Source organism: Arthrobacter sp. JDC6 (assembly GCF_056484025.1).
Genome location: NZ_CM151278.1, coordinates 1,879,552 through 1,905,884, shown reverse-complemented (window position 1 = coordinate 1,905,884; position 26,333 = coordinate 1,879,552). Strand labels below are relative to the sequence as shown.

At 67.4% G+C, this 26,333-nt stretch carries 25 protein-coding genes, 2 tRNA genes and 1 riboswitch; of the genes, 2 read left to right on the top strand and 25 right to left on the bottom strand.

Annotated elements, in window-relative coordinates:
* Nucleotides 1–206 precede the first annotated feature (206 nt).
* Genes ACV095_RS08905 through ACV095_RS08885 form a run of 5 tightly spaced genes read right to left on the bottom strand, consistent with a single transcriptional unit; the run spans nt 207 to nt 5,275 of the window.
* The gene (locus ACV095_RS08905; RefSeq protein ID WP_478223296.1) at nt 207–923 is read right to left on the bottom strand and encodes a hypothetical protein; all 717 of its coding nucleotides are present in this window, start codon (nt 921–923) and stop codon (nt 207–209) included.
* Complete coding sequence (locus ACV095_RS08900; RefSeq protein WP_478223437.1) at nt 920–2,890, bottom strand: VWA domain-containing protein; 1,971 nt, start codon at nt 2,888–2,890, stop codon at nt 920–922. Before ACV095_RS08900 ends, ACV095_RS08905 begins: the two co-directional genes overlap by 4 nt.
* Nucleotides 2,890–3,369, bottom strand: a complete 480-nt coding sequence (locus ACV095_RS08895; RefSeq protein WP_134164663.1) for a hypothetical protein — start codon at nt 3,367–3,369, stop codon at nt 2,890–2,892. Before ACV095_RS08895 ends, ACV095_RS08900 begins: the two co-directional genes overlap by 1 nt.
* Nucleotides 3,359–4,261: a DUF58 domain-containing protein gene (locus ACV095_RS08890; RefSeq protein WP_018769444.1), complete on the bottom strand. Its 903-nt coding sequence runs from the start codon at nt 4,259–4,261 to the stop codon at nt 3,359–3,361. The genes ACV095_RS08895 and ACV095_RS08890 overlap by 11 nt, the downstream gene beginning before the upstream one ends.
* A 6-nt stretch (nt 4,262–4,267) precedes the next feature.
* Complete coding sequence (locus tag ACV095_RS08885) at nt 4,268–5,275, bottom strand: AAA family ATPase (protein ID WP_478223295.1); 1,008 nt, start codon at nt 5,273–5,275, stop codon at nt 4,268–4,270.
* A 109-nt stretch (nt 5,276–5,384) separates the two neighbouring features.
* Here ACV095_RS08885 and ACV095_RS08880 point away from each other — a divergent pair, with 109 nt between their 5' ends.
* On the top strand, nt 5,385–5,618 hold the full coding sequence (locus tag ACV095_RS08880; RefSeq protein WP_018769446.1) for a hypothetical protein: 234 nt from the start codon (nt 5,385–5,387) through the stop codon (nt 5,616–5,618).
* Here ACV095_RS08880 and ACV095_RS08875 read toward each other — a convergent pair.
* From ACV095_RS08875 to ACV095_RS08850, 6 genes are all read right to left on the bottom strand, one after another.
* Nucleotides 5,615–6,448 carry a carbohydrate ABC transporter permease gene (locus ACV095_RS08875; protein WP_478223436.1) on the bottom strand — a complete coding sequence of 278 codons (834 nt, stop codon included), beginning with the start codon at nt 6,446–6,448 and terminating at the stop codon, nt 5,615–5,617. The genes ACV095_RS08880 and ACV095_RS08875 overlap by 4 nt on opposite strands.
* Before the next feature lie 74 nt (nt 6,449–6,522).
* Nucleotides 6,523–7,404, bottom strand: coding sequence for a carbohydrate ABC transporter permease (locus ACV095_RS08870; protein WP_018769448.1), 882 nt, complete (start codon nt 7,402–7,404; stop codon nt 6,523–6,525).
* A gap of 2 nt (nt 7,405–7,406) precedes the next feature.
* On the bottom strand, nt 7,407–8,759 hold the full coding sequence (locus tag ACV095_RS08865; RefSeq protein ID WP_018769449.1) for an extracellular solute-binding protein: 1,353 nt from the start codon (nt 8,757–8,759) through the stop codon (nt 7,407–7,409).
* An 8-nt stretch (nt 8,760–8,767) separates the two neighbouring features.
* Nucleotides 8,768–9,970, bottom strand: a complete 1,203-nt coding sequence (locus ACV095_RS08860; RefSeq protein WP_018769450.1) for an ROK family transcriptional regulator — start codon at nt 9,968–9,970, stop codon at nt 8,768–8,770.
* A gap of 204 nt (nt 9,971–10,174) precedes the next feature.
* Entirely contained in the window at nt 10,175–11,317 is a 1,143-nt protein-coding gene (locus tag ACV095_RS08855) for a class I SAM-dependent methyltransferase (RefSeq protein ID WP_478223294.1), read from the bottom strand.
* A 50-nt stretch (nt 11,318–11,367) separates the two neighbouring features.
* Nucleotides 11,368–12,450, bottom strand: coding sequence for an FAD-dependent oxidoreductase (locus ACV095_RS08850; protein ID WP_478223293.1), 1,083 nt, complete (start codon nt 12,448–12,450; stop codon nt 11,368–11,370).
* A 46-nt stretch (nt 12,451–12,496) separates the two neighbouring features.
* On the opposite strand from ACV095_RS08850, the gene ACV095_RS08845 reads away from it, so the two are divergent.
* Complete coding sequence (locus ACV095_RS08845) at nt 12,497–13,834, top strand: class I SAM-dependent methyltransferase (RefSeq protein WP_478223292.1); 1,338 nt, start codon at nt 12,497–12,499, stop codon at nt 13,832–13,834.
* A 110-nt stretch (nt 13,835–13,944) separates the two neighbouring features.
* Here the strand turns inward: ACV095_RS08845 and mctP are convergent, their stop codons facing one another.
* From mctP to thiD, 14 genes are all read right to left on the bottom strand, one after another.
* Nucleotides 13,945–15,621, bottom strand: coding sequence for a monocarboxylate uptake permease MctP (gene mctP / locus ACV095_RS08840; protein WP_018769454.1), 1,677 nt, complete (start codon nt 15,619–15,621; stop codon nt 13,945–13,947).
* Complete coding sequence (locus tag ACV095_RS08835) at nt 15,618–15,989, bottom strand: DUF3311 domain-containing protein (RefSeq protein WP_018769455.1); 372 nt, start codon at nt 15,987–15,989, stop codon at nt 15,618–15,620. The genes mctP and ACV095_RS08835 overlap by 4 nt, the downstream gene beginning before the upstream one ends.
* A gap of 225 nt (nt 15,990–16,214) precedes the next feature.
* Nucleotides 16,215–16,287, bottom strand: a tRNA-Ala gene (locus ACV095_RS08830).
* Between the two features lie 209 nt (nt 16,288–16,496).
* Nucleotides 16,497–16,569: transfer RNA gene (locus ACV095_RS08825), tRNA-Ala, on the bottom strand.
* A gap of 132 nt (nt 16,570–16,701) precedes the next feature.
* Nucleotides 16,702–17,103 (bottom strand): ribosome silencing factor, encoded by a 402-nt coding sequence (gene rsfS, locus ACV095_RS08820; RefSeq protein WP_018769456.1) that lies wholly within the window; start codon nt 17,101–17,103, stop codon nt 16,702–16,704.
* Between the two features lie 38 nt (nt 17,104–17,141).
* Entirely contained in the window at nt 17,142–18,467 is a 1,326-nt protein-coding gene (locus ACV095_RS08815) for a hypothetical protein (RefSeq protein ID WP_478223291.1), read from the bottom strand.
* Nucleotides 18,468–18,474: 7 nt separating this feature from the next.
* Nucleotides 18,475–19,092 (bottom strand): nicotinate-nucleotide adenylyltransferase, encoded by a 618-nt coding sequence (gene nadD / locus ACV095_RS08810; RefSeq protein WP_142072569.1) that lies wholly within the window; start codon nt 19,090–19,092, stop codon nt 18,475–18,477.
* Nucleotides 19,093–19,147: 55 nt separating this feature from the next.
* Nucleotides 19,148–19,387: a hypothetical protein gene (locus ACV095_RS08805; protein ID WP_018769459.1), complete on the bottom strand. Its 240-nt coding sequence runs from the start codon at nt 19,385–19,387 to the stop codon at nt 19,148–19,150.
* Between the two features lie 79 nt (nt 19,388–19,466).
* Complete coding sequence (locus ACV095_RS08800) at nt 19,467–20,831, bottom strand: glutamate-5-semialdehyde dehydrogenase (RefSeq protein ID WP_056390655.1); 1,365 nt, start codon at nt 20,829–20,831, stop codon at nt 19,467–19,469.
* A gap of 26 nt (nt 20,832–20,857) precedes the next feature.
* The gene (gene proB, locus ACV095_RS08795) at nt 20,858–21,994 is read right to left on the bottom strand and encodes a glutamate 5-kinase (RefSeq protein ID WP_478223290.1); all 1,137 of its coding nucleotides are present in this window, start codon (nt 21,992–21,994) and stop codon (nt 20,858–20,860) included.
* A gap of 4 nt (nt 21,995–21,998) precedes the next feature.
* On the bottom strand, nt 21,999–23,588 hold the full coding sequence (gene obgE, locus ACV095_RS08790) for a GTPase ObgE (RefSeq protein WP_018769462.1): 1,590 nt from the start codon (nt 23,586–23,588) through the stop codon (nt 21,999–22,001).
* A 119-nt stretch (nt 23,589–23,707) separates the two neighbouring features.
* On the bottom strand, nt 23,708–23,971 hold the full coding sequence (rpmA, locus tag ACV095_RS08785; RefSeq protein ID WP_009372867.1) for a 50S ribosomal protein L27: 264 nt from the start codon (nt 23,969–23,971) through the stop codon (nt 23,708–23,710).
* A 61-nt stretch (nt 23,972–24,032) separates the two neighbouring features.
* Complete coding sequence (gene rplU / locus ACV095_RS08780; RefSeq protein ID WP_003803420.1) at nt 24,033–24,341, bottom strand: 50S ribosomal protein L21; 309 nt, start codon at nt 24,339–24,341, stop codon at nt 24,033–24,035.
* Nucleotides 24,342–24,603: 262 nt separating this feature from the next.
* Nucleotides 24,604–26,124, bottom strand: a complete 1,521-nt coding sequence (gene thiD, locus ACV095_RS08775) for a bifunctional hydroxymethylpyrimidine kinase/phosphomethylpyrimidine kinase (RefSeq protein WP_478223435.1) — start codon at nt 26,122–26,124, stop codon at nt 24,604–24,606.
* A gap of 7 nt (nt 26,125–26,131) precedes the next feature.
* Nucleotides 26,132–26,229: riboswitch (TPP riboswitch) on the bottom strand.
* Between the last annotated feature and the right edge of the window lie 104 nt (nt 26,230–26,333).

The following is a 26,333-nucleotide window of genomic DNA, read 5'->3' as shown; positions in this document are numbered from 1 at the left end:
TGAATGAAGTAGTCCGTGAGCAAATGTCAGGCCCACATGGGGGCACCCACACCCTCCGGAACGGAGGATCGCTGACACGTTACCGCGGTAACTTGTCTATGACTCTATGGGGCCGGGCGGGGCCGGGACAAGTCGGGGCCGAATTAAGACGCACTTTTACGGGGTGTTTCCTGCAGCGGCAGAATTTTCTTCGCCTGGCGGGGTTCCTACCAAGGGCGGTCCGGCGCCGTGCCAGTGCCGTTGTCCAGGTATTCTTCCCGTTCGCGCCCGCTGTTCCGCTCCCGCTGGGCCTGCCGTGAATTCTCCTGGAGCCGGTCCAGCTGGCTTTGCTGTGCAGCCGCTGACCCGTCCTGCGGGGATTCCTTCCCCGGCGCATCCTCCGGGTCCTCCGGCCGTCCGGCGGCGCCAAGCTTTCCTTCCAGCCGTTCCCGCGCTTCGGCCAACCGCCCGTCCGCTCCTGCTGCCGCGTCCGGGGACAGGCAGCCTTCCGGTGCCTGCCCGGCGGTTGCCAGTGCTTCGTTGAAAAGCGGAACGGCCGACGACGGGTCCCCGGCCTGGAGCCGCTGGTCGCCCAGGCGTTCGGTCACCAGGACAAGGTTCACCAGGACCAGGCATTCATCGCCGGCTCCGTCCGGGACCAGTCCCAGCGCCTGTTCGAACAGGGCCTTCGCCTCCCCATAGTCTCCTGCCAGCACCGCGGCGTCACCGGCAGCGAACGGCGCCTTGTGCGGTTCCACCAGGTTGGCCAGGCCAAGGCCCTCTGCTGCGGAATCCACGGCGGGCGCATTCCCTGCCGCAAAACCGGTCGCGGCACGGTCCGCAAGAACATTGAGGCTCAGGAGTTTGGCGGCGACGCACAGCAGCAGCATTACGGGCACCGCCGACCAGAGGAGCAGGCGTTTCCTGCCGGCCCTGGCAGTCACCGGTCCCCTCCGCTGCGGCGCATGCGGGGCAACCCGCACAGCTGCCGGACGATGCCCACCGCCTCCGGCAGGGCCAGCAGGAAGGCGCCGGCGGCGAAGATCCAGTACAGCTCGGCTGCGGCCGCCGTCGGGCCGTCTCCATCCGCACGTTCCACCCTGCCGGGGCGTGCCTGCTGCATCATGTCCCCCACGGGATCGCCGGCGGCGCGGTGGACGTAGGGCACGCCGAGCTGGCCGGCGATGGTCCGCAGCCTCCCCTCGTCGATGACCGACAGTGCGTCTCCGCTGGTGCCGGCGCGGTTGTCCTGGACATACGTGCCGCCGTCGTCCTCCTGCCCTGAGTTGTCCTGTCCTTTGTTCTCCTGGCCTTTGTTCTCCTGTCCGGTGATCTCCTGTCCGCTGTTCTCCTTCATCCGGCCGCCCGCCGCCGTCCCGTAGCCCAGCACCGCTCCCCCGGCCACCAGGCCGCCGTCGAATGTCATTGCCCCGGGTTCCCTGCCGCTGGTCTGTTCGCCGTCGCCCAGGTAATACACCAGCCGGGGCCGGTCCGGATGGCCGTCCCTGGCGGCGGCCAATTGCTCTGCGAGCACCTGCCTCGCCGCGGTGATGCTGCTGCCTTTGGCGTACGCAGTCACCTGGGGTTCCAGGACATCCGTGATGGTCTCGAGTGCCAGCGTATCCGTGCTGAGGGGCATGCGGACGTGGGCGGTGGTGTCGAACGTGATGACTGAAAAGCGGGCGCCGGGCAACTGCCCGGCGATGGCCATGATGTCCTTCCGGACGCCTTCCAGCCGCGGGCTGCCGTTGCCGTAGTCCTCGGCCACCATGCTGGTGGTGGTGTCCACCACCAAGAACACGTTGAGGTCGGCGGCGGCAGCCTGGACCGATCCGCCGGGCAGGCCGGGCCGCAGGGCGGCCGCCATGATCATCAACACCACGGCGCCCCGCCGCAGCCACCCCCTGCTGCCGCGGCGGCCCGGCTGCAGCCGCCACAGGACTGCGCACAGGGCCAGGGCGGACAACAGCCCAGCAGCCAGCGGCAGGCCAGGTACCTCCGAGAACACAGCACGCGGCGCGCCCTGGATGGCCGCCGTTTCAGTTCTCTCCACGGCGGTGACTATTCCGGCCACGGCAGCAGGGCTGTCCAGGGCGTAATACGAGCCGCCCGTGGACTCCACTGCCGCCCGGAGCTGGGCACCGGGCTGGCCGGTCCCGCTGCCATAGTCCAGGTCCCCCGGGTTCAGCGCGTGGACGTGCACCGATCGGTCCTTGGCCAGCCGCGCCGCCTGCTCCAGGGTCATGATCGGTTCACCGGAGAGCAAGTTGTCCGTGGCCAGCACCACCGACCGCGAGCGCCGGGGAGCGTTGCTTCCCGCAGCGTCGGAGCCGGGAAAGCTGTTGATGCACGATGCCAGGCCGTCGCCTATCAGTGACGAACCCCTGCCGCTCCATGTGCCGTCGAAGAATCCGGAGCTGCCCTGCTTGCCGTCGAACGCGTCCCTCGCGAGGTGGAGCTGCTCCTGGGCGTAGTGGTAGTCGTCGGTCAGTGGAAAGACCTGGATGGCGGTGCTGTCAAAGATGGTCAGGCCGATCCGTTCACCGTCGAACTCCCGTGCCAGGCCGGCAAAGACGTCCGCCACTGCCGCGTCGGCACTGCTCATCGATCCGGAGGTGTCCAGGCAGAGCATGATGTCGCGGTTGTGCTGCTCCGGACGGAGGGTGGACACGTCAAGGGGGCGGGCCGCCGCAACCGCAGTGGAAACCAGCAGCACGCCGCAGGCGGCACCGGCCAGGACCAGCCACCGCCGGTGCCGGCGAAGGGCTGCCTGGTATTCGGGCAGCGCGGTCAGCCTGTCGGCGTGGGCAACCGGCCGCCGTCGTCCGTTGGACAACCGGTTGCTGCGCAAGGCAGCCCATACCGCCGCTCCTGCGGCAGCGGCCGCAACCGGCAGCAGCCACCAGAACATCAGCTCCACGAGCGCACCGCCGCCGAAGCTTTTGCTGCCGACACGCTCACGGACGGCAGCGGACCGGGGCCGAATTCAGCGGGGTACAGAGCTTGGACGACGTCGGCCGCCGCCGGGAGCGGGTGGCGCGCCAAATCGTGGTGCGTCATCCTGGTGGCGTCCACTCCGGTTGCATCGCGGACGAACCCGCGCAGCAGCAGGCTGAGCTGCTGGTGCGCTCCGCGTGCCTCGAGATGCCCGGCCGCCGCTGCCTCCTCCACCTCGTTGATGCGCTGAAGGTACGCGGCTTTGAGGGCCGGCAGGTCGGTCAGGGCGGACCTGCCGGGCTTGGAGCTGCGCTGCGCTGAGCGTTCCGCCTTGCGGGTGGAGGCAAACACGTAGGCGTACCACCCGGCCACCAGTGCCAGCAGTGCTGCGCCGCACCACAGCCAGGCGGGGCTGTACTGCAGCGGGCCATAGAATCCGGGATCAGCCTGCACGCCGGTGCCTCTCCAGCAGGGCGAAGAGACCCGTGATGACGTCTCCGCTGCCTGCCACCTCCCCCTCAGTAATCCCCGCGGCCCGGAGCATGGCCCTGCGCGCCGCGTCGCGCTCTGCGGTGGCCCTGGTGTAAGCGGCCTTCACCGCGGCGGACGCAGCAGGCTGCCATGGCAGCAGGGCGGAATCGGCCACGCTGCAGTAGTCCACCTCCGCGCTTGGAACCTGACCGGTCAGGGGATATGGTGCCAGGTCTGCGTCCCTGACGGTCAGCCAGAGGATCTCGTGCTGGGCGCGCAGCCTGCGGAGGAGTTGGGCCATGGCATCGTCTGCGGCAATCTCGTCCGCGACGACGAACAGCAGGTGGCGTCCCTTGATGGTGCGCGCCGTGTACTCGAGCTGTTCCTGGATCCGGCTGGGCGCCGCGTCGAGGCTCGTGTGGGAGTCCACGTGCCCCAGCAGCCGCTCCAGGTGGGCCTCGCCGCCCTTTGCGGGCAGGGAACGCGTGGCCGTTGAATCACCGCAGACGAGCCCCACCAGGTCCCCGTGCCGGTGGGCCAGGTAGCCAAGGACCCCCAGGGCGAGCACGGCAATGTCCTTCTTCGCCTCCCCTGACCGGGCCTCCGCCGCCATGTTGCGCCCGGTATCGGTGACCAGGAGGACAGTCTGCCGGCGGACGGCGGCGTAGCGCCTGATCAGGGGTGAGCCGTGGCGCGCGGTGGCCTTCCAGTCAATGTCGCGCACTTCGTCCCCGGGCACATAGCCGCGCAGGTCATCGAAGTCCAGGCTGCGGCCCTTGAACACCGAACCGTATTCGCCGTCGAGCATGCCGCGGGCTTTGCGGTGGGCGAAGATGGCCATCTTCGATTTCACCCGCTGGAGGAGGCCGGCCATAGGGGTTCAGGGAGTCTGGACAGCGGCGACGACCGCATCGATTACCGATTCCACCGGAACCTGTTGGGCCACCGCGTCAAAGTTCAGGATCAGGCGGTGCCGCAGCACCCGATGGGCCAGCGCCTTGACGTCCTCGGGAATGACGTGGTCGCGGCCGTTCAGCAGTGCCACGGCGCGGGCGGCCTGGCTGAAGGCGATGCTCGCACGGGGGCTGGCGCCGAACTCGATGAACCCGGCGAGCCGGGCGTCAATGTACTGGGCCGCGTTCCGTGTCACGTACACCAGGCCCACAATGTAGTTGATCACCGCCGGGTCAATGTAGATGCGCCTGGTCAGTTCCTGGATCTCCAGGATGGCATCAAGGGAAGCGGCCGCCGCCGGTTTCTGTTCCGGCGTGAAGACGCCGGCGTCGATCCGGGCGATGATCTGCGCCTCTTCCGCAGGACTGGGGTAGTCCAGGACGTCCTTGAGCATGAAGCGGTCCATCTGGGCCTCGGGCAGCTGGTATGTACCCTCGTGCTCGATGGGGTTCTGCGTTGCCAGGACCAGGAACGGCGACGGGAGGCGGTAGTCCTGGCCGCCGATGGACGTCTGGCGTTCCTGCATCGCCTCCAGCATGGCGCTTTGGGTTTTGGCGCTGGACCGGTTGATTTCATCGAGCAGGACGATGTTGGCGTGGACCGGCCCCAGCTGGGTGCGGAACGTTCCCTTGGCGGCGTCGTAGATCTGGGTTCCCACAATGTCGCTGGGCAGCAGGTCGGGGGTGCACTGGATCCGGCGGAATTCGGCGCTGACGGCTTCGGCCAGCGTTTGGGCCGCAGTGGTTTTGGCCAGTCCCGGTACGCTCTCAAGCAGGATGTGGCCGCCGGTCAGCAGGCCCACCAGCAGCGATTCCCGCAGCCGGGACTGGCCCACCACCTTGGCATCGAAACTGCGTGCGACGCCGGCGGCCACCTGCTGCGCCCTGGCCAGCTCCGCAGGCTGGATTCTTGCGGGCACGCTGGTCGAAAGCACTGGATCTCCCCCTGAAGACGGTGATGGGCGCGCGGTCCGGAAGGCCGTGTCCCGCCCGCCATCCTATCCAAGCCCGGCGCCCGGAACCCGGCAATGGGCACCCCTCCCCATGCGGGGTTTGCAGGTCTATCCTTTTGCCATGATCGAGCTTCCAGCCACCTACAAGGAATACCTCGCCGACAAGAGCCAGATGTTCATCGATACGGTCCGGCCTGTCCTGATGCAGTCTGCGGCGGAAAAGCTGCACGGTGTCCGGGTGGTGTACAACCCGGGCTCCACCGGGCACCAGGCCCACCTCGACGACACCCTGCCGTTCGGCGTGGTCTTTGAGGACATCGACTAACCCCTGACTGCGCCCGCAAGGGCCAGCGAGTTGCCGGAGCCGCGTGCCACGAAGACGTAGAGGGCCAGGACCGGGACCGAATAGAGGATCGAGAATGCGGCCAGCTGGCCGTAGGCCACTGCCCCGTGCTGGCCGAAGAAGCTGAAGATCGACACTGCCGCCGGCTGCCGGCCCTCGGACAGCAGGAGTACGAACGGAACGAAGAAGTTCCCCCAGGCCTGGATGAACACAAAGATGAACACCACACCCAGGCCCGGGCGCATGAGCGGAAGCACGATCGATCGCAGGGCGGCCAGCCTGGAGGCGCCGTCCACCCAGGCCGCCTCCTCCAGGGCCAGAGGCACGGCGTCCATGAAGTTCCTGGTCATCCAGATCGCCATCGGCAGGCTGGTGGCGGTCAGGAAAAGCACCGTGGCGGGCAGGGAATCCAGCAGGTGCAGCTGCACGAACAGTCCGTAGACCGGCACCATGATGGCGGTAACGGGAAGGCAGGTGCCAAACAGGATGCCGTACAGGAACGGCTTGTTGAACCTGGACTGGTAGCGGGAGAGCGGGTACGCCGCAAGCACGGCCGCCGCCAGGGTAACCGTTCCGGTCCCCGCGGACAGCAGCAGGCTGTTCCACAGCGGACGAAACAGCAGTTCGGGGGTCAGGACGGCAGCAAAATTGTCCAGGCCGGGCTGCTGCGGAACCCTGGTGCCGTGTCCGGCGGCCGGATCCACGGAACCGAACACCAGCCACAACAACGGCAGCAGGAAGCAGGCGCCAATCAGCACCAGGACCGCGTCCGCCCACGCGTTGCCCCGGGTACGGCCGCGCCTGGGCTGCACTCGGCGTGGACGGCTGGGGCTGGGCTGGCCGGGCTGTTGCTGCGGGAGCCGCCGTCCCGCCCATTTCGGTGCAGTCACGGCTTCTGCTCACTGAGGAGGCGGAGATAGGCTGCGCCAAACACGGCGCCGATCAGGATGAGGACGGACGCTACGGCGGTGCCGTAGCCGATGTCACCGAATTTGAAGGCTTCCTGGTAGGCCAGGACAGGCAGCGTGGTGCTGCCGTTGGCCGGTCCGCCCGCAGTCATGACCCAAATCAGGGTGAAGACAGCCAGGGTCTGCAGGGTAACCAGCATCAGGTTGGTGGCGATGCTGCCGCGGATCACCGGCAGCGTGATGAACGCCAGCCGCTGCCAGGCACCGGCCCCGTCCATGTGCGCGGCCTCGGTCAGCTCTGCCGGGACGCCGTTGAGCGCTGCCCGGTACACCAGCATGGAAAAGGCGGTCCCGCGCCACACGTTTGCCAGGATCACGGCGGCCATGGGCACGGTGTAGAGCCAGTCGGTTTCCCCCGCACCGAAGCGGCCCAGCAATTGGTTAAGCGTGCCGTCGCGGCTGAAGAAGGCATAGGCGGCGAACGCGGCCACGATTTCCGGCAGGACCCAGGCGGCAACGACGGCGGTGCCAACAGTTGCCGAGACGATCGGACGTGCGCGGCGCATGAGGACGGCGAGGGCCAGTCCCAGCACATTCTGGCCCAGGACTGCCGAGCCTGCGACAAACAGGACCGTCAGCGCCAGCGAGAGCGGGAAGACGGGGTCCTCCAGCAGCCGCTGGTAGTTCTCCAGCCCCACCCATTGGGGGTTCCTTGCGTTGCGGCCGGTCAGTCCGGCGTTGGTGAGCGAGGCGTGGAAGGCCCACAGTACCGGGCCGGCCAGGAAGACGAGCAGCAGCAGGACGGCAGGCAGGACGGGCAGGTAGCGGAGCAGCTGCCGTGTCCGGTGGTGGGCCGCCAACGCTACTTCCGGACGGTCTTGTCGCCGCCCACGATGCCGGCCACGGCTGTGTCATAGTCGGCCGCTGCCTGTTCAGGGCTCCTGCTGCCGGTGATCACGGCCTCGGTGGCTTCCTGGACGGCAGCGGAAATCCGCGGATAGTCGGAGGTGGCAGGCCGGAATTTGGTGACGGCCACCAGGCCGGACACGTCCTTCACGAACGGGTTGGCGGACTGGTAGGCGGGGTCGGCGGCCACGTCGGTCCGGACGGCGATCTGTGAGCTGGCCACCGTGAAGGCCAGCGAGTTCTTGGCATTGAGTGCCGTGGTGAGGAAGTTGAAGGCAAGGTCGGGCTGCTTGGTTTCCGCCCCGACGGCAAGAGTCCACCCGCCGGACATGCTGACCGCGCCGGGGGCGCCGCCGTTCTGCGTCGGGAACGGGGCCACGCCCATGTCCTGTTCGTAGCCCGGCCACGCGTAGCTTCCGCCGGCCTGCCAGAACGACGGCGCGTAGGAGCCTTCCACGGTTGCCCCGAGCTTTGCTTTCGGGAACCATTCACCGAACACCTTCTTCCAGATGTTCGGGTCCAGCGCCTCGGCCGGGGCCACTGCGAGGTTCTCGCCGTAAAGGGTCTTGAGGAAGGTCAGCGAGTCCTTGAAGCCGGCAGACCCAACGACCCACTTTTTCGAATCCGTGTCATAGAGGCTTGCCCCGGTTCCATAGAGGAGCTCATAGAAGCCCTGCATCACGGTCCCTTCACCTGTGCCCTTGCCGGCATACATGTTGAAGGGGATGACGTCCGGGTTGGATGCCTTGATCTTCCTTGCGGTGTCCAGGATGTCCTGCCAGCTGGACGGGCGCCACGGCAACCCAATGCCGGCGGCCGCAAAGACCTTTTTGTTGTACCAGATGGCCCTGGTGTCGGTGCCCAGCGGCACCGCGTACGTGCCGCCGTCGTCCGCTTTCCCGGCCTCCTTGGCGCCGTCGCTGAACTTGTCCCAGTCACCCCATCCGGCCAGCCGGCTGTCCAGCTTCAGGAGGTACCCGGCGTCCACGTCGGAGCGGACCTTGAAGGTGTCTTCGTAGAAGACGTCCGGAGCAGTGGCAGGCGAGCGAAGGGCCAGGGCCAGCTTTGTGCCGTAGTCGTCGTCGTTCGCCTGGATGGGCTGCAGTTCGATGGTGACGCCCTGGTGTGCGGCTTCGAACTCTTTTTTCGCATCCTGGAACATGGTGTCCAGGGTCTTGAACGAATCCGTTTTCTGGTAGGCCACCTTGATGGTCTTGTTTCCCTCGGCTGGGTTTCCGGGAGTGCAGGCCGCAAGGGCAAGGACCACGGCGGCCAGCAGGGAGACGGTTTTCGATGTCCGGCGAAGCATGCTGTTCCTCAGCTTTCCAGCAGGAGCCGTTGGGCCCGGGGCGCGAGGGTATGTTCCAGGACCAGCGAGGCGGCGCCGATGGCTCCCACGTCCTCCCCGACGCCCGTGCCAACAACCTCGATGGGGTGGATCAGCCTGACGTCGCTGTTGGCATCCAGGAGTGGCGGAATCAGCTCCAGGTAGCGCTCCGCCAGTCCGCTCCAGAAGGGGCCGCCGAAAACGACGCGTTCCACGTCGAGGGTGTTGGTGACAACGGAGACCGCCCGGGCCACCAGGACGGCGGATTTGTCCAGGATGGCAGCGGCGCGTTCGTCCCCGCCGTCGGCGAGTGCGCACAGCCGGGCGAAGCTTTGCTGGACTTCGGCGCCGCTGTTACCCGCGCGGGATCCGTCCAGGATGCCCGCTGCTTCCGCCTCCGCCACCAGGACCTGCGGGATGCAGGAGGATTTCACGCAGCCGCGCAGGCCGCAGTCGCAGGGTGGGCCGTCGGGATCGACGATGATGTGTCCTATCTCCCCGGCGTTGCCGGACGTGCCGCGGACCACTTCGTCGTTCAGGACGATGCCGCAGCCGATGCCTGTGCCCATATACATGAAGACGAAGCTGCCGGCGCCGCTGGGCCCGCCTGCCCATGTCTCCGCCACGGCGGCGCTGGTGACGTCCTTGTCAACGAGTACCGAGTAACCGGTGGCCCCGGCCAGCGCTTCGCGCAGCTCCACCCTGTCCCAGCCGGGCAGCAGTGGTGGATCCACGACCGTGCCGTTGTCCAGGTCGATGGGGCCGGGCGCAGCCACGCCCAGGCCGGCGATGCGGCTGCGGTCTACGCCGGAATCGGCGACAAGCTGGTCGATTTCCGCAGCGATGGTGCTGATCACGGCGGAGGGATCGTTTCCGCCGGGGGTTTTGATCCGCGAGTGCCGGACAACAGCTCCCACGAGGTCCAGCACCACGAACGTGGTGACTGCGGGGTCCAGGTGGACACCAAGGGCGTACATGCCGCCGGGATTGAGGCGGAGGATGGTGCGCGGCTTGCCCGGGCCGGTACCCTCCTTGCCGGCCTCGACAATCAGGTTCTGGTCCAGCAGGCGGCGCGAGATGTTCGAAATGGTCTGCGGGGACAGGCCCACGATCTGGGCCAGTTCAACGCGGCTCAGGCCACCGGACGTCCTGCGGATTGCGTCAAGGATGACGGTGAGGTTGAAATCCCCCATCCTGGGCAAGTTGGTTCCGCGTCTCGGAGAGGATTGGCGGATCTCAGACACTGTGTCCCCTAAACGTCTTCGGCTACCTCGTGATGGTGATGCTTTGAATCGTACGTTAAGGGTGGTCCCCCGCCCATATGCGCGGGCGGCGGCGCGGCGCGGCAGGATCCGCGGTTCCCGGCGGTGGACTCCCGGTGGCCGGGCGCGTTCCAGTCAGAGGGGGCGGCGGGTGCTTCGGGTGACGGTGAACTTGGGGTTCCGCCCCTCCACCACGGTGGGCCCCACGTACCGTTCCAACGCCGGCAGGTAGGCGAGGTGCCGGTTGAAGACCGTCCACAGCTCGCCGCCGGGAGCCAGCACCCGCCCGGCTGCCTGGATCATCTTGAGGCCGGCACCGGCGTGGACGCCCGCACCAACGTGGAAGGGCGGGTTGAGCAGCACGGTGTCCACGGCGGCGTCCGGGAAGGTGCTCAGCGCATCGTCCTGCAGAACGCTGATGCGGTCTGCCATGCCGTTTGCGCGGGCGGTGGCAAGGGCGGACTGCACTGCGGCCGCGGACTGGTCGGTGGCTGTCACGGCGGCTGCCGGGAACTGCCGCGCGTACATCGCGGCAAGGATTCCGGTGCCGCAGCCGAGGTCGACAGCGTGCCGTGCCGGTTTCATCCGGGGCAGGAACGCCAGGAGGAAACGCGTGCCGATGTCCAGCCTGGGGCCGGCAAAGACTGCGCCGTGGGCTGCCACGTCCAGGTCCAGGCCGGCAAGGTGCTCCACCACCGGGAAGCGGGGCGCCGCGGTGGAGGGTTTGGGGCCCGCGGCAAGGAGGACCCGGGACTTTTGCCGTGCGAGCTGCGGCTGCACCGAAACGAAGTACCGTTCAAGGACGGCGTTCATGCCCAGCGACATGTGCTTCACCCGGCCTCCTGCCAGCAGCCGGACGTCCGGTGCGGCATGCAGGGCCACGGCGGCAGCGATTTCTTCCAGTTCCGCGAGGTTTTTGGGGAGCTGCAGCAGGATGGTGTCTGCTCCCGCCAGCAGCTGGTGCCCCAGGGGCAGCTGGACAAACTCCGCCCCGGGCCCGTCCCCCAGTTCGGCCGCGTTGAGCCGCAGTGCCCTTTCCCCTGTGATCAGGTCCTGGTGCACGCGCAGCGACGCCGGGGCAAGCACTGCCGAGGCGCCGAGCGTCAGGGCCCCGTAGCGGTCATTGATCACCGCCACGGTACCGCCGGCCCGCCCCAGCTGCACTGCGGTCTCCAGCAGCAGCCGGTCCGTGGCATCCCAGGCCTGCAGGTTGGGGGCTTCGACATCGGGCCGCCGGCGCAGGACGTTGAAAATGTCCGCCAGGGTGTTTGCTGCCACCGGTGTCCTGCCGCCTTCTGTTGCCTTCGTTCGCCCCGCGTCCCGGGGCATCACCCCCACGTTACCGTTTTCGCCGCCGTCGCCATTCCAGGCAGCTTCAGGATCCCGGTCACTGCCGCGCGGCCCGCACGGTTGGCGCCAATGGTGGACGACGACGGCCCGTAACCTACCAGGTGGACGCGCGGCTCGGCCGCCACCCGGGTTCCGTCCATGGCGATTCCGCCGCCGGGCCCGCGCAGGTGAAGCGGGGCGAGGTGTTCCAGTTCCGCCCTGAAGCCGGTGGCCCACAGGATAACGTCGGCCTTGCGGAGGCTTCCGTCGGCGCGGCGGACGCCGTCCGGTTCGATGGACGTGAACATCGGCTCCCGGTCGAGGGCGCCCCTTCCCCTGGCCGCGCGGAGGGCTGGTGTCCAGATGAGGCCCGTCACGGACACGACGCTTTGCGGCGGAAGTCCCTGCCGGACACGGTCCTCCACGAGCGCCACGGCCTCGTGGCCCGCTGTGGCATCGAACGGCGCGTCGCGCCACACCGGTTCCCTTCGGGTGAACCAGCTGGTGGTGGTGACGCGGGAAATTTCTTCCAGCAGCCCGACGGCGGAAATGCCGCCACCCACCACCACCACATGTTTGCCGCGGAACTCCTCCGCAGAGACGTAGTCGGCGACGTGCAGTTGCCTGCCGCGGAACGAGGACTGGCCCGGGTAAATGGGCCAGAACGGGCGGGTCCACGTACCGGTGGCGTTGATGATGGCCCTGGCCGTCCAGTCCCCGCGTGTGGTTTCGACCCGCAAGTGCCCGGCCGGGTCATCATCTTCGCGCCTGACGGCCCGGACCTTGACGGGCCGGAGAACGGACAGACCCAGCTCAGCCTCGTAGCTTCCGAAGTACCGGGTCAGGAATTCCGAGCTCGGTTCCGCCGGATCCACCTCCGGTTTGGCGATGCCCGGCAGATCGCTGATTCCGTTGACCGTGGCCATGCGGAGGCTCCGCCAGCGGTGCCGCCATGCACCGCCCGGCCCTTCCTCGGCGTCCAGCACGGCATAGTCAATTCCCCGGCGCTGCAGGTGGTAGGCAGCCGAGAGGCCGGCTTGGCCCGCCCCGATGACCACCACGTCGGTTGGGTCAGGACTCACCTGCCCATGATAGTCGCGGAAGCCAACGCGGCCTTAGGGTAGGCGCATGGAAACTGGAGCAGCCGAACGGACAGGAAACGGAAGCACCGGGCACGCTGCCCGGCTGGAAAAGGCCCTGGGGGTGGTGCTGGGGACCGGGCAGATCCCGTTGCGCCTGCGCGCGTGGGACGGCTCGGAAGCGGGACCCGTGGACGCACCCGTCCTGGAGTTCAGGTCCCGAAAGGCCCTGCGCCGCATTCTGTGGTCGCCGGGACAGCTGGGGCTGAGCCGCGCCTACGTGGCAGGTGAAATCGACACCCCGGGGGACATCTTCGCGGCGTTCACGGCATTGAGCTCGGCCGGCAAGTTCGCCGAGCCCGGGCCGTTCCGCCCGCTGACCGCAGGCGAGCTCTGGCTGCTGTTGCGCACCGCGGTCCGGCTCGGCGCCATCGGGCCCAACCCTGCCCCGCCACCGGAGGAGGCGCGCATTGCCAAAAAGGGCAGGATGCATTCCCGCCGCCGGGATTCGGCCGCCATCTCGCATCATTACGACGTCGGCAACGACTTCTACGCCCTGGTGCTGGGACCGTCGCTGGTCTATTCCTGCGCGGTATGGGCCGCCGGCGGCGCCGAAGCCCCCGGGGGTGGCCCTGACGCGGGGCTGGACGCCGCTCAGGAGGCCAAGCTGGACCTGGTCTGCCGCAAGCTGGGTCTTCAACCGGGGATGAGGGTGCTGGATGTGGGCTGCGGCTGGGGCAGCTTCGCCCTCCACGCTGCGTCCAGGTACGGCGTCAGCGTAGTGGGCGTGACGCTCTCCAGGGAACAGGCCGCCCTGGCCCGCAAGCGTGCAGCGGACGCCGGCCTGACGGACGAAGTGGACATCCGGGTCCAGGATTACCGGGATGTCAGCGACGGGCCATTCGACGCCATCAGTTCCATCGGCATGTCCGAACACGTCGGGCGCGCCCAGACCCCCGCCTACGCCTCGGCCCTCTACGGGTTGCTCCGGCCCGGCGGGCGGCTGCTGAACCACGCCATCTCCTGGAACGCCGGCCCCACCAGCCCGGACCCGGACTCATTCATTCCCCGGTACGTGTTCCCCGACGGGGAGATGATCAGCCTCGGCGAAATGGTGGCCGCCCTGGAAACGGCGCGGTTCGAAGTCCTCGACGTGGAGGCCCTCCGCCGGCATTACGCGCTCACGCTCCGGGCATGGGTAAGCCGGCTTGAGGAAAACTGGGACGAGGCGGTGAAGCTGGCCGGTGCGGGACGCGCCCGGGTGTGGCGGCTCTACATGGCCAGCAGCGCCATTGGCTTCGAAACCGGGCTGACCGGTGTCAACCAGGTGCTGGTGCGCCGCCCGGGTGGAGAGGAACCGCCGCTGCGGCGCACCGCCTGGATGTGAGGCTGGCGGACCCCGTTTTACTCCCGCCAACACTCCACGTACAGCGCCCTCCTGCCGGGACGTAACCCGGCAGGAGGGCGGCCTAATCCCGGGGAGGACCCGGGCTTCCTTCAGGCCACCGGCGGAGGTCCGCCTGGACGGGTGAAAGGCTGGATTTTCTCGATCTGGACCACCTTCGGGTCTGTCTCGTCGGCGGCGTAATCCGTGGGCCGGGTGAGGTCCTCCCCCGTGCGGACCTTCAGGGCCCGCAGCACCAGGGTCAGGACGGCGGCGACAATCAGGTTCAGCGCGAACGCGGACACCGCGATGTAAACGGTGAAATCCGTCCCGGGGATGGGGGCCAAAGAGCCGCCAAAATGGGCCTTGGTCGCCGGATTGACCACGTTGTATGCGGAGATTGTTCCGAAGATGATGCCCACCGCCCAGCCGACAAGCAGCGCCCAGCGGTCGAACCACCGGGTGTACAGGCCGGCCACCACGGCCGGGAAGGTCTGCAGGATCCAAATGCCGCCCAGCAGCTGCATGTTGATGGCCGCGGACTGGTCCATGGCGATCACGAAGACCAGTGCGCCCACCTTCACCACCAGCGAGACGATCTTGGAAACCTTCGCCTCTGTCCTGGCATCGACGTCAGGCCGGATGAAGTCGCGGTAGATGTTTCGGGTGAACATGTTGGCCGCCGCAATGGACATGATCGCCGCGGGGACAAGCGCCCCGATGGCGATGGCAGCCAGGGCCACCCCCGCAAACCAGGCCGGGAAATGGTCAAGGAACAGCTGCGGTACCACCAACTGCGGATTGACCGATCCGTCCAGGTCGATGGGCTTGGTGCCCGCCTTGATGGCCACGAAACCCAGCAGGGCCAGGAAACCAAGCATCAGCGAGTACAGGGGCAGGATGGCGGCGTTGCGGCGGATGGTATTGCGGGCCTTGGATGCCAGCACCGCCGTCACGGAGTGGGGATACATGAAGAGCGCCATGGCCGAACCCAGTGCCAGTGACCAGTAGGCGGAGTAGTTGGCAGCACCCGGAATGAAGACCCCTGCGGGCTTTCCGGTGGCCTGGTTCACCGTGCCCAGTTTGGCCTGTGCTGAACTGAAGATGGTGTCCCAGCCGCCGAACTTGATGGGCAGGTAGATGACGGCCACGATCACCGCAAGGTAGATCAGGAGGTCCTTGACGACGGCAATCATCGCCGGCGCGCGGAGTCCCGATGTGTAGGTGTACGCGGCCAGGACCACGAAGGCCAGGATCAGCGGCAGGTCGGTCAGGAGCACATTGCCTGAGCTGCCCAGGCCAAGGACCGTGAGGACGGCCTTGATGCCTACCAGCTGCAGCGCGATGTAGGGCATGGTGGCCACGATGCCCGTGACGGCGACGGCCAGAGAAAGCCAGCGGCTGCCGTAGCGCCCGCCCACGAAGTCCGCTGAGGTGACGTAGCCATGTCGGTGGGACACCGACCACAAACGGCTCATGATGATGAAGATGATCGGATAGAGGACGATGGTGTAGGGCACGGCAAAGAAGCCGCTGACGGCGCCCGTGGCCCACATCGCTGCGGGCACCGCCACGAAGGTGTAGGCGGTGTAGAGGTCCCCGCCCAGCAGGAACCAAGTGATCCAGGTGCCGAATCCGCGGCCGCCCAGGCCCCACTCGTCCAGGCTGTGCAGTCCTTCCACCTCACCGCTGCGGCGCCATTTGGCGGCCAGGAAGCCCATGACGGCAACAACGACGAACAGCAGCACAACAATGATCAAGGCAATCCAGTTGATCTCGCGCCCGTTCATGGCCGGTCCCCTCCCAACCCGGCATCGGCGGAGGCTGTGCCTGCCCGTGGGGGGCCGCCTGGACGTGCCTCAGCCCGCCGTCGTCGGTCTTCCTTGGTTACCAGCCAATAGGCCGTGCCGGTCAGGATGGCCGAAATGGGCACCCAGAGCAGCTGGTACCAGTAAAAGAACGGCAGCCCGGCCAGCCTGGGCGCATCGAAGGAGTAGAGCTGCGGCATGAGGGGGAAGAGGATGGCGGCGGCCAGGATGATGCCGGCGCCGATGTAGGGAGCGGGCCTCGCAGGCCCCCGGATCGCGGTATCGCGTGTCAGGCGCGATTCCTCTGGAACAGCATCGCCGTTGTAGCCGGAACCATCTGCGTGGGACATCTGTGACCTCCTCGTCAGCCTGTCCCGCGTCCCCGCTCTTGGGTGAAAGCGGCCGGGCGGCGGGACGATGTGCCCTCAACCTCAGTTGTACCCCGCTTTGACCTGCGCGGGAAGGGTTTTTCCACCGGCTGCAGGTCCCCATCCGGAGAGAAAAGGACCAGGCCCCCAACAACGACGAAAAAGGGAACCAGCACAAATGTGATGGTTCCCTTTTCCGTGTATCGGTGGAGCTGAGGGGACTCGAACCCCTGACCCCCTGCATGCCATGCAGGTGCGCTACCAGCTGCGCCACAGCCCCGTACTCTTGTTCCTTCCGGTCGAATTCGCCGGAGCAACCTGACCAGAGTAATGCACTTTTCCGCTGGACGCCAATCGGCGGTCAACGGCCCCGGAACCGCGCTCCTCCGCCGCGCAGTCCCCCAGGCATTCAGCCCTCGTAAGCTGCGCGGGAACGGCTGGAAACGAAAAAGTCCGCCGGAACCAGGATGGTTCCGGCGGACCCGCCGGTGGAGCTGAGGGGACTCGAACCCCTGACCCCCTGCATGCCATGCAGGTGCGCTACCAGCTGCGCCACAGCCCCGGATTGTTGCTGCTCCAAGGAGCTCTCTCCGGGGTCTCCCCCGAAGGAACTCAAATATCTTAGAACAGCAATTCCGAAAATTCCAAATCGGGAATATTCACTCTCCGCACCCGTTCACGGCGCGGGCGCGGCCTACTCGCTGTCGGCTATTGCGCCGGCTTTGGCGGATGCGTCGTCCCCGAGCTGCAGGTCCACCACGGGGCAATCCTTCCAGAGCCGCTCCAGTGCATAGAACACCCGGTCCTCCTCATGCTGGACGTGGATGACGACGTCGGCGTAGTCCAGCAGGACCCACCGGCCGCCGGAACGGCCCTCGCGGCGCACCGGCCGCAGGTCCTGTTTGGCAAGTTCTTCCTCGATGCCGTCAACGATGGCGTTGACCTGGCGTTCGCTGGGTGCCGAGGCGATGAGGAAGACGTCGGCCAGGGCCAGGCGTTCACTCACGTCCATGGCGACGATGTCCTGCGCAATCTTGTCGGCGGCGGCCTTGGCGGCCGTACGGGCTATTGCAATGGACGATTCTGTTGCAGTCACGGGACTCCTTGTTTGGTGAAAAGTTGATGCCGGTGCGGTCAGCGGGACATGCCGCTGACGATCAGGATGATGCCGGCAATGAGGGCCAGGATCCCGAACGCGAGGATGCAGAACTGAAGGATGCGGTTCCGCCGCGCCCTTGTCAGACCGGCCGTTGCGGCGTCCAGGGGGTCAAGGCCATGGGCGGCGCGGGCAGGGACGCGGGGAAGATCCTCGAAGAGATCCTCTGAGGGGTTCTCCGTCTGGTTGTCCGGGAGCGATACCCGTTTGGGACGGCTGGCGGCTTTGGCCGCTGCCTCGGCACGGGCTATGACCTGGGACCGGCCGGTGGCGGATTCGGGCGCTGGCGCCTTGGGGCGGTTGGTAGGTTTGCGTTTTCCCGGAACTTTGGTGCCGGGCCTGGTGGTGACCGGGACATGCGAGGTTGCCGGCGGCTTCATCACCGGACGTTCGACGCCGGGCACCTGGACGAACTCGAGCGGCGTCACCATCGCCAGGTTGTTGGCGGTGGACGGGCCGGGCTTGTCTTTGGCGGCGGCTTCCCTGGCCGGGGCGGGAGGATTCCCCGCCTGTTCGGCGAGCTTCTGCCGGGCCATTGCCCTGCGGTTCAGGACCGCGGCCCGCTCCGCCAGGGCGATCTGTTCGGCCAGGATCTCAGGATCGACGGCCTCCGGATCCACAGACGCGATGTGCTCCATTTTGGCGATCTGGTTCCTGGCCTGCGCGGCGATCAGCGCCCGCGCTTCCAGTGCCTGTTCCACCGTCATCCCCTCCGGGGCGCCTCCTGGAGCCGGTGCAGGACGTTCAGCGGCGGCTGCGGGCCCTGGTTTCGCTGGGCCTCCAGCTTTCGCGGGGATATCGGCCTTTGTGGGGCCGTCAGCTTTTCCGGGGGCACCAGTCTTTGCCGGTGCGACCGCATTCGCTCCTGACGACGCCGTTGGGTCCGGGGAAGCGGCCGGCGGCACCACCGGGTTGGCGGCTGTCAGCGTCTGCTCTTTGAGTTGCTGCAACCGCAGCTGGCGCCGGGTGGGCGGTCCCCCGGCAGCAAGCTGGCCTTCCTTTTCCTCAAGTTCCTTGATGGTGCGAAGCGCGGCCCGGTCGCGGGCGCGGATCTGGGACGAACGCTGGGTGGGCGTCTGGTCTTCAGGCGTCCGGTCGGCAGGCGTGTCGGCGGGGGCCGGCGGAGTTGTTACTGCGGAGCGGGAGCGGGCCGTCGCATCCTGTCCCGCCGGTGCGGGTGCGCCGTCGGCCGGCCGGTTCGCGGCAGGCGGGCGCTGCCCGGTGGCGGGCGGGGTGGCCTGTTGGGCGTCCCTGGCCTTCCGGAGTTCCCGGCGGCTGCGGATTGGGGGCTGTTCCTGACTCATTGAGAACTCATTCAGTACTGGCTGGTTCGCGTGCTTCGGAAGTTGCTTCATCCGCGCTTGCAGGCGGCGGGTCCGAATACAGGCCGTACTTGGCGATGTATTGGACCACCCCGTCGGGGACCAGGTACCAGACCGGGTTGTTCGCTGCCACACGGGCCCGGCAGTCCGTTGACGAAATGGCCATGGCCGGAACTTCCAGGAGGCTGACGTCGTCGCGGCCCATCCCGTCCAGGACGTGCCCGGGACGTGTCACGCCCACGAAGTGGGCCAGCGACCACAGCTCGTCAATGTCCTTCCAGGACAAAATCTGCGCCAGGGCGTCCGCGCCGGTGATGAAGAAAAGGTCGGCATCGGGGCGCTGGGCCCGGAGGTCGCGGAGGGTGTCGATGGTGTAGGTGGGACCCGGACGGTCAACGTCGACACGGCTGACGGTGAAGCGCGGATTGGATGCCGTGGCGATGACGGTCATCAGGTAGCGGTGTTCGGGCTCGCTGACCTGTTTATGGGACTTTTGCCATGGCTGCCCGGTGGGGACGAAGACCACCTCGTCGAGGTCGAACTCCGCCGCGACTTCGCTGGCCGCGACAAGGTGGCCGTGGTGGATGGGATCGAATGTCCCGCCCATCACGCCAAGCCGCAGCCGCCCCCGGGCACCATTGCGGTGCAGGTTGTGGGAAATCTTAGTGACCCTGCCCGCGATCGTGCTTATTGGGGTGCTGGCGGTGCGGATCGGCGTGCTCGTCCGTGGCGGCGTGGCGGTTGCCCAGGTTGGTGTAGGACCAGGCAATGAACATCAGGACCACCAGGATGCCGAACATGGAAACGCCAAAGACCCACGGTTCGGCCCACAGCGGCGCAAGCTCCTCATGGCCTGATTCACCTGCGGCGGCGACGGACGTGGCAATCTGCTGGAGCAGCATTTTCTCCCCTATGTTCAAGGATTTACGGGCAGCGGAACCTTCCGCTGCTTTCCGGGTTCTGGTCTATGTTACCGCGTTGCTATGCGCGGACCTGGCCTTCGCCCTGGACGATCCACTTAGTGGTGGTGAGCTCGGTCAGGCCCATGGGCCCGCGGGCGTGCAGCTTCTGGGTGGAAATGCCCACCTCGGCACCGAGGCCAAGTTCCCCGCCGTCGGTAAACCGCGTGGAAGCGTTCACGATCACCGCCGCCGAATCCACCTCGGCGATGAACCGTTCGGCGTTGGCAAGGCTGTTGGTGAGGATCGCTTCGGTGTGCCCGGTGGACCAGGTGCGGATATGTTGCACGGCCTCATCGAGGCTGTCCACCATGGCCACGGCCAGGTCAAGGTCCATGTACTCGGTTCCCCAGTCCACATCCGTGGCCGGTTGGGTCTCGATCCCGGGCAGCGCGGCGCTGATGCGCCCGTCGACGTGCAGGCGGACACCGGCGCCACGCAGGGCGGCGGCCACGGCGGGCAGGACGGTTGAGCGCGAATGGACCAGCAGGGTCTCGACCGTATTGCAGACACTGGGCCGCTGGGTCTTGGCGTTGAGCAGGATCTCCACGGCCATGTTTTCGTCGGCGGACTCGTCGAGGAAGATGTGGACGTTCCCCTCCCCCGTTTCGATGACGGGCACGGCGGAGTTGGTCACCACGGTCTGGATCAGGTCGCGGCCGCCGCGGGGAATCAGCACGTCCACCCGGCCGCGGGCCTTCATCAGGACGTTGGCACCGGCGCGGCCGTACTGGTCCACGGTCTGCACGGCGTCGGCCGGAAGGCCCACAGATTCGAGGGCTTCGCGCAGCACCCGGACCAGGACCTGGTTGGTGGCCTCGGCAGCGCTGCCGCCGCGCAGGATGACGGCGTTGCCGCTCTTGAGGGCCAGCCCCGCGATGTCCACGGTGACGTTGGGCCGTGCCTCGTAGATGGCCGCCACGACGCCCATGGGCACGTTGACCTGGCGGAGGCGGAGCCCGTTGGGAAGGGTCTGGCCGCGCACCACATTGCCCACGGGATCCGGGAGGTTGGCCAGGTTCTCGAGGGCGGCCACCAGCCCTGCCACGCGGGCCTCGGTGAGGGTGAGCCGGTCCAGGAGCGCGGCGGAGGTGCCGTTGGCCTTGCCTTTTTCCACATCCATGGCGTTGGCGGTGAGGATGGCCGGCACGTTCTCCTGCAGGGCGGCGCCGACAGCCCGGAGGGCGCGGTCCTTCCAGGCACGGTTGGCGGTGGCCATCCGGCGGGCAGCGTGGCGGGACCGGTCCGCGAGGGCGTGGACAGCCGCTTCAACCTCCGCAGCGGAAAGAGGCGCAGCAGCTGATCCCTGTTCTGCCACGGCACCCGGCTGCGCCTGCGCAGCAGTGGTTCCGGAATTTTCAGCAGTGTGGATCAGGGCTTCAGTCATGCTCCAAGTTTAGGCGAGCCCTGGGCTCAGACCAGCACCAGGTCATCAACATGAACAACTTCGCGGTCATAGCCGCTGCCCAGTGCCTCGCCCAGCTCCCGGGTGGAACGCCCCAGCATGCGGGGCAGCTCCTCCGACGAGTAGTTCACCAGGCCGCGGGCCACAACGATGCCGTCGGTTCCTGCCAGTTCCACGGCGTCGCCCGCTTCAAAGTCGCCCTGCACCGCGGAAATCCCCGCCGGCAGCAGGGAGGTGCGGTGGTGCCGCACGGCACGCACCGCCCCCTCGTCCAGGACCAGGCGGCCCTGCACCGAGGCAACGTGCGCCAGCCACAGGAGCCGGACGGGCTTGCGGGAACCGTTGACGGAAAACCACGTGCCCACGTCCTCGCCATTCAGGGCTGCGGCGGCGTTGGACGTGGAGGTCACCAGGGCGTGAATGCCCGAACCCGCTGCCATGCTGGCAGCTTCCACCTTTGTCATCATCCCGCCGGTTCCCACACCGGCCTTGCCCGCTTTGCCGATGGAAACGCCCTCGAGGTCGTGCGCGCCGGTGACCAGGGGGATGCGCTTGGCACCCTGGGCGGGCGGCCCGTCATAGAGGGAGTCGACGTCGGACAGCAGCACCAGTGCGTCGGCGCGCACCAGGTGCGCCACCAGGGCGGCGAGCCGGTCGTTGTCGCCGAAGCGGATTTCGTGGGTGGCCACGGTGTCGTTCTCGTTGACGACGGGGACCACACCGAGGTTCAGCAGCCGGTCCATGGCGCGGAGGGCGTTGGTGTGCTGGCTGCGGCGCATCAGGTCCTCGGCCGTGAGCAGGACCTGGCTGACGGTGACGCCGTGCGCGCCGAAGGCCTGGGTGTACCGGGCCATCAGCAGCCCCTGGCCCACGCTGGCGGCGGCCTGCTGGGTGGCGAGGTCGCGGGGGCGCTTGGCCAGTCCCAGCGGGGCCAGTCCGGCCGCGATGGCGCCGGAGGAGACCAGGATGATCTCGGCGCCCGCGTTGCGCTTGGCCGCGAGTGCGTCCGCCAGGGCGGTCAGGGATTCCTCCGAGATGCCGCCCTTGATGCTGGTCAGAGACGAGGAGCCCACCTTCACGACGATCCGGCGGGCGCCTGCCAGTGCGCTCCTGTCCACCGTCCGCCCGGCGGGTTCCGCGGTCATGCCCCTAGAGGTCATCGTCCGCTTCCAGTCCGCTCTCCTTCACAGGGTGGGCAGCGCGGCGGCCACTGACGGATTCGGTCCAGATACCGGCTTTCCGTTCCGCCTCGAGCTCGGCCCGGGCGGCGGCCTTGGCGTCACGGCGCTCCTGCTGCTCGTCGCGCTTCTGGCTGCGGGTGGGCCGATCCCCAATGTCTGCGAACCGCACATCGGTGCCGCGCGGCGACGCCAGGAGCTCGGCCCCTGCCATCATGGTGGGCTCCCAGTCGAAGACGACACCGTCGTCCCCGCCGATGACCACGGTGTCGCCCGGCTTGGCGCCCTGCTTGAACAGTTCAGTCTCCACGCCGAGCTTGGCGAGCCGGTCCGCAAGGTAGCCGATGGCTTCCTCGTTGGTGAAGTCGGTCTGCTTGACCCAGCGTTCGGGCTTTTCGCCGAGGACGCGGAACAGCGGCTCCAGGTTCTTTTCCTCGCGCCGGATCTTGAAGCCGGCCTCGTTGACGGCGCGGGGACGCAGTACGGCGGGCTGGACCTTGGGCGGTGCGGCAGCGACGGCGTCGCGGGCCGCCTTGACGATCTCCGCCATGGCGAAGCCCAGCTGGCGCAGGCCCTCATGGCTGGTGGCGGACACCTCGAACACGCGGTAGCCGCGGGATTCGAGTTCCGGACGCACGAATTCGGCCATGTCCTTGCCGTCGGGCAGGTCCACCTTGTTCAGGGCCACCAGCCGGGGGCGGTGGTTCAGGGGTACCACTTCGCCGTCCTGGCCTGCGTAGCTCATGTCGACGGCGTACTTCTCCAGCTCGCCCTCGATGATGGCGAGGTCCGACAACGGGTCGCGCTCCGATTCCAGCGTGCCGCAGTCCAGCACGTGCACCAGGGCTGCGCAGCGCTCCACGTGCCGCAGGAAGTGGTGGCCCAGGCCGCGTCCCTCGCTGGCACCTTCGATGAGCCCGGGTACGTCGGCGATGGTGAACCGCACGTCTCCGGCCTGCACGACGCCGAGGTTGGGAACCAGCGTGGTGAACGGGTAGTCAGCGATCTTGGGCCGGGCCGCGGACATCGCCGCGATGAGGCTGGACTTGCCGGCCGACGGGAAGCCCACCAGCGCGATGTCGGCGATGGACTTCAGTTCCAGGACGATGTCGCGGGACTCGCCTTCGATGCCCAGCAGCGCAAAGCCGGGGGCGCGGCGCTTTTGCGAGGACAGGGCGGCGTTGCCGAGTCCGCCAATGCCGCCTGCGGCGGCCACGTATTCGGTGCCCTCGCCGACGAGGTCAGCCAGGACGGTGCCGTCCTTGGACTTCACCACGGTGCCGTCCGGGACAGGCAGGATGAGGGTTTCACCGTTTTTGCCGCCGCGCCAGTCACCCATGCCGGGGCCGCCGTTGCTGGCGTGCCGGTGCGGTGCGTGGTGGTAGTCAAGAAGCGTGGTGGTCTGGTGGTCGACGCGGAGGATCACGTCGCCGCCGTTGCCCCCGTTGCCGCCGTCGGGTCCGCCCAGCGGCTTGAACTTCTCGCGGTGGACGGAGACGCACCCATGGCCGCCGGTACCGCCGGATACGTGCAGTACTACCCGGTCTACAAAGCTGGCCACGTGGATCTCCTCAGAAACTGTTTACCTGGCGGCCCAGGGGACGCCACATCGATTGTAATGCGGTTAAAAGAACAGTGGAGCGGACCCTCAGGCCCGCTCCACCGTTTCAGAACTTGTTGTTACTCTGCAGCTGCAGCAGCAACGATGTTGACTACGCGACGACCGCGGCGGGTGCCGAATTCAACGGCGCCCGGGGTCAGGGCGAACAGGGTGTCGTCGCCGCCACGGCCAACGCCGGCGCCCGGGTGGAAGTGGGTGCCACGCTGGCGGACGATGATCTCGCCGGCCGAAACAACCTGGCCGCCGAAGCGCTTGACGCCGAGGTACTGAGCGTTGGAATCGCGACCGTTGCGAGTGGAGCTCGCGCCCTTTTTATGTGCCATCTGAAATGCCTGCCTCTAAATTCTGGGGAATCTGTTGAAATGCCTGAACAGTAACCGGTGGTTACTTGATGCCGGTGATCTTGACCTTGGTCAGTTCCTGGCGGTGACCCTGGCGCTTCTTGTAGCCGGTCTTGTTCTTGAACTTCTGGATGACAATCTTAGGACCACGCAGGTCCTGGAGGATTTCAGCCGTAACAGTTACCTTGGCCAGGTCAGCGGCGGCGGAGGTGACCTTGTCACCATCAACCAGGAGCAGTGCGGGCAGCTCAATGGTGCTGCCGGCTCCACCGGCGACGCGGTTCAGGGTAACGAAGTCTCCAACGGAAACCTTCTCTTGGCGGCCGCCTGCGCGGACAATCGCGTACACCACTTGGGAACTCACTTCTCTCGACGTTTATACAAAATTTGCGTGCGGAACCGACTTGCTAAAAGCTTGGTTTCTCGCTGTGCCTCAACGCCGTGGGGTCGTAACCCAAGTGTTGGCGTAAGCACCGAAGATCAAGAATACGCTAAATCCATCTTCGGCCGCAAATGAGGCTGGTTCAGGCGGGCCGGCTGTGGTAGTAACCACAGCCCGGCAGGAACCGCCGCAACCGTGCTCCACCATCATAGCCGGGCCCGGCCCGCGGGGGTCACGAATGCAGCCTCGGCGCGTCGAAGAACTCCACTTCCAGGCGGCAGGACTGCTTGAACGCCGTCACCATCGCCGCCCTCTCATGGTCCGGCGCGGTCCGTCCGGCTGCATCCACGATGGCGATGGCTTTGCGGGTGGCTTCGGCGAAGCCCTCGTCGGCGTACGTCCGGAGCCAGGCCGCGTAGGCATGGCCGTCCGGTTCGCCCGAGGCCAGGAACCGGGCGTGGAGCTTCCCGCCGACTTCGGCGTAGAGCCAGAAGCAGGGAAGCACGGCGGCGGCGAGGACGGCATAGCTGCCCGACGCCGACGCTGCCGTGAGGTGGTCCACGTATGACTTGGTGACGGGGCCCAGGCCCTTCGGGGCCGGGCGGGTGCTGAGCCACGAGCGGTGGAGTTCCGATTCCACCTCAAGGCACTGCTGCGCGGATCCGGCCCAGAAAAGCTGCTCGGCCTCCGAGGGGGCCAGCGCGCTGGCCCGTGCCAGCACCCTGGAGTAGCCGTTCAGGTAGAGGGCATCCTGCGCCAGGTAGTAGGCAAAGTCCTTCTCCGGAAGGTCTCCTGACGCCAGGCCGTGGATGAAGTCCAGTGCGTAGATGTCCGCCAGGTCCTGTTGGGCTTCCGACCACAACCGGGCCGCGAAGCCGCCCTCCTCCAGGACCGGCCGCACGTGGTGGAAGTGGTGTACGGGGCCGTTCCCCTGGCCCACCTCCAATTGGCCGGAGTTCTCAAGTGCGCCGGCCAGCCAGGGCTTGACCGTTCGCAGTGATGCCTCCCAATTGCCCAAACGGGCCTGGACTGTTGCCATGGCAGAGGACAGGGAACAGCCCGTCCCGTGGCTGTTCCGCGTGGAAACCCGCTTCCCCTGCACTTCCACCACGTCCGGCCCCAGGAGGCCCGAAGCGTTGACCAGAGCATCCGGGCAGTCGAGGCCTGAAAGGTGGCCACCCTTGACCAGCACGGTGGCTCCGGTGGCTTCCGCCAGGCGCCTGCCCTGGTCCAGCGCGGTGTCCCAGTCTTTCGCCGGCTCCGTGCCCAGCAGCAGCGCGAGCTCGGGAAGGTTGGGGGTGATGAGGTGGGCAAGGGGCAGCAGTTCCCGGAGCGCGGCTTCGGCGGATTCCTTCAGCAGCCGGTCGCCGCTGGTGGCCACCATGACGGGGTCCAGGACCACGACGGCGGGACGGGCCTTTTCGAGCCACTGGCGGACAGTGCGGATCACCGACTCGTCGCCCAGCATGCCGATCTTGACGGCGTCGATGCTGATGTCGTCACTGACCGCGTCCAGCTGCTGGGCCAGGACGCCGGCCGGCGGGACGTGGACGGACTGCACGCCCCGGGTGTTTTGCGCCGTGAGTGCCGTGATCGCGGCCATGCCGTATCCGCCATGGGCGGCAATGCTTTTGAGGTCCGCCTGGATCCCGGCCCCGCCGGACGGGTCGGAGCCTGCAATGGAGAGGACGCGCGGGACATCGCGGCCCCCAGGCAGCGCGGGGGCCACGCCGGACGCTGTGGGCAGGGCAATGGAGAGGGTCGAAGACAACAGACATCCCTTCGCCGGTACTAGCCGGACAGGTTCAACGGGTGTGGATCTCAGCCGGCCTTCTGCGCGGCACCCCGTGTCGGGTTCCAGAGTAGCCGCTGGGGCGTACCCGGCGGAAAGGTGACAGCACCCGCGCAAGCAGGAAGTCCCCGCCCGTGGACTGTTCCCCCTGGATTCATGGGGGACAGTCC

Bases quoted from the DNA above. Each gene is read 5' to 3' on its own strand.
- ACV095_RS08800 (WP_056390655.1), bottom strand. From the start codon at position 20,831: ATGACTGAAGCCCTGATCCACACTGCTGAAAATTCCGGAACCACTGCT.
- nadD (WP_142072569.1), bottom strand. From the start codon at position 19,092: ATGGGCGGGACATTCGATCCCATCCACCACGGCCACCTTGTCGCGGCC.
- ACV095_RS08805 (WP_018769459.1), bottom strand. From the start codon at position 19,387: ATGCTGCTCCAGCAGATTGCCACGTCCGTCGCCGCCGCAGGTGAATCA.
- ACV095_RS08865 (WP_018769449.1), bottom strand. From the start codon at position 8,759: ATGCTTCGCCGGACATCGAAAACCGTCTCCCTGCTGGCCGCCGTGGTC.
- ACV095_RS08890 (WP_018769444.1), bottom strand. From the start codon at position 4,261: ATGGCCGGCCTCCTCCAGCGGGTGAAATCGAAGATGGCCATCTTCGCC.
- mctP (WP_018769454.1), bottom strand. From the start codon at position 15,621: ATGAACGGGCGCGAGATCAACTGGATTGCCTTGATCATTGTTGTGCTG.
- ACV095_RS08880 (WP_018769446.1), top strand. From the start codon at position 5,385: ATGCGGGGTTTGCAGGTCTATCCTTTTGCCATGATCGAGCTTCCAGCC.
- ACV095_RS08835 (WP_018769455.1), bottom strand. From the start codon at position 15,989: ATGTCCCACGCAGATGGTTCCGGCTACAACGGCGATGCTGTTCCAGAG.
- ACV095_RS08845 (WP_478223292.1), top strand. From the start codon at position 12,497: ATGGAAACTGGAGCAGCCGAACGGACAGGAAACGGAAGCACCGGGCAC.
- proB (WP_478223290.1), bottom strand. From the start codon at position 21,994: ATGACCGCGGAACCCGCCGGGCGGACGGTGGACAGGAGCGCACTGGCA.
- rpmA (WP_009372867.1), bottom strand. From the start codon at position 23,971: ATGGCACATAAAAAGGGCGCGAGCTCCACTCGCAACGGTCGCGATTCC.
- ACV095_RS08900 (WP_478223437.1), bottom strand. From the start codon at position 2,890: ATGTTCTGGTGGCTGCTGCCGGTTGCGGCCGCTGCCGCAGGAGCGGCG.
- ACV095_RS08860 (WP_018769450.1), bottom strand. From the start codon at position 9,970: ATGGGGGATTTCAACCTCACCGTCATCCTTGACGCAATCCGCAGGACG.
- ACV095_RS08815 (WP_478223291.1), bottom strand. From the start codon at position 18,467: ATGAGTCAGGAACAGCCCCCAATCCGCAGCCGCCGGGAACTCCGGAAG.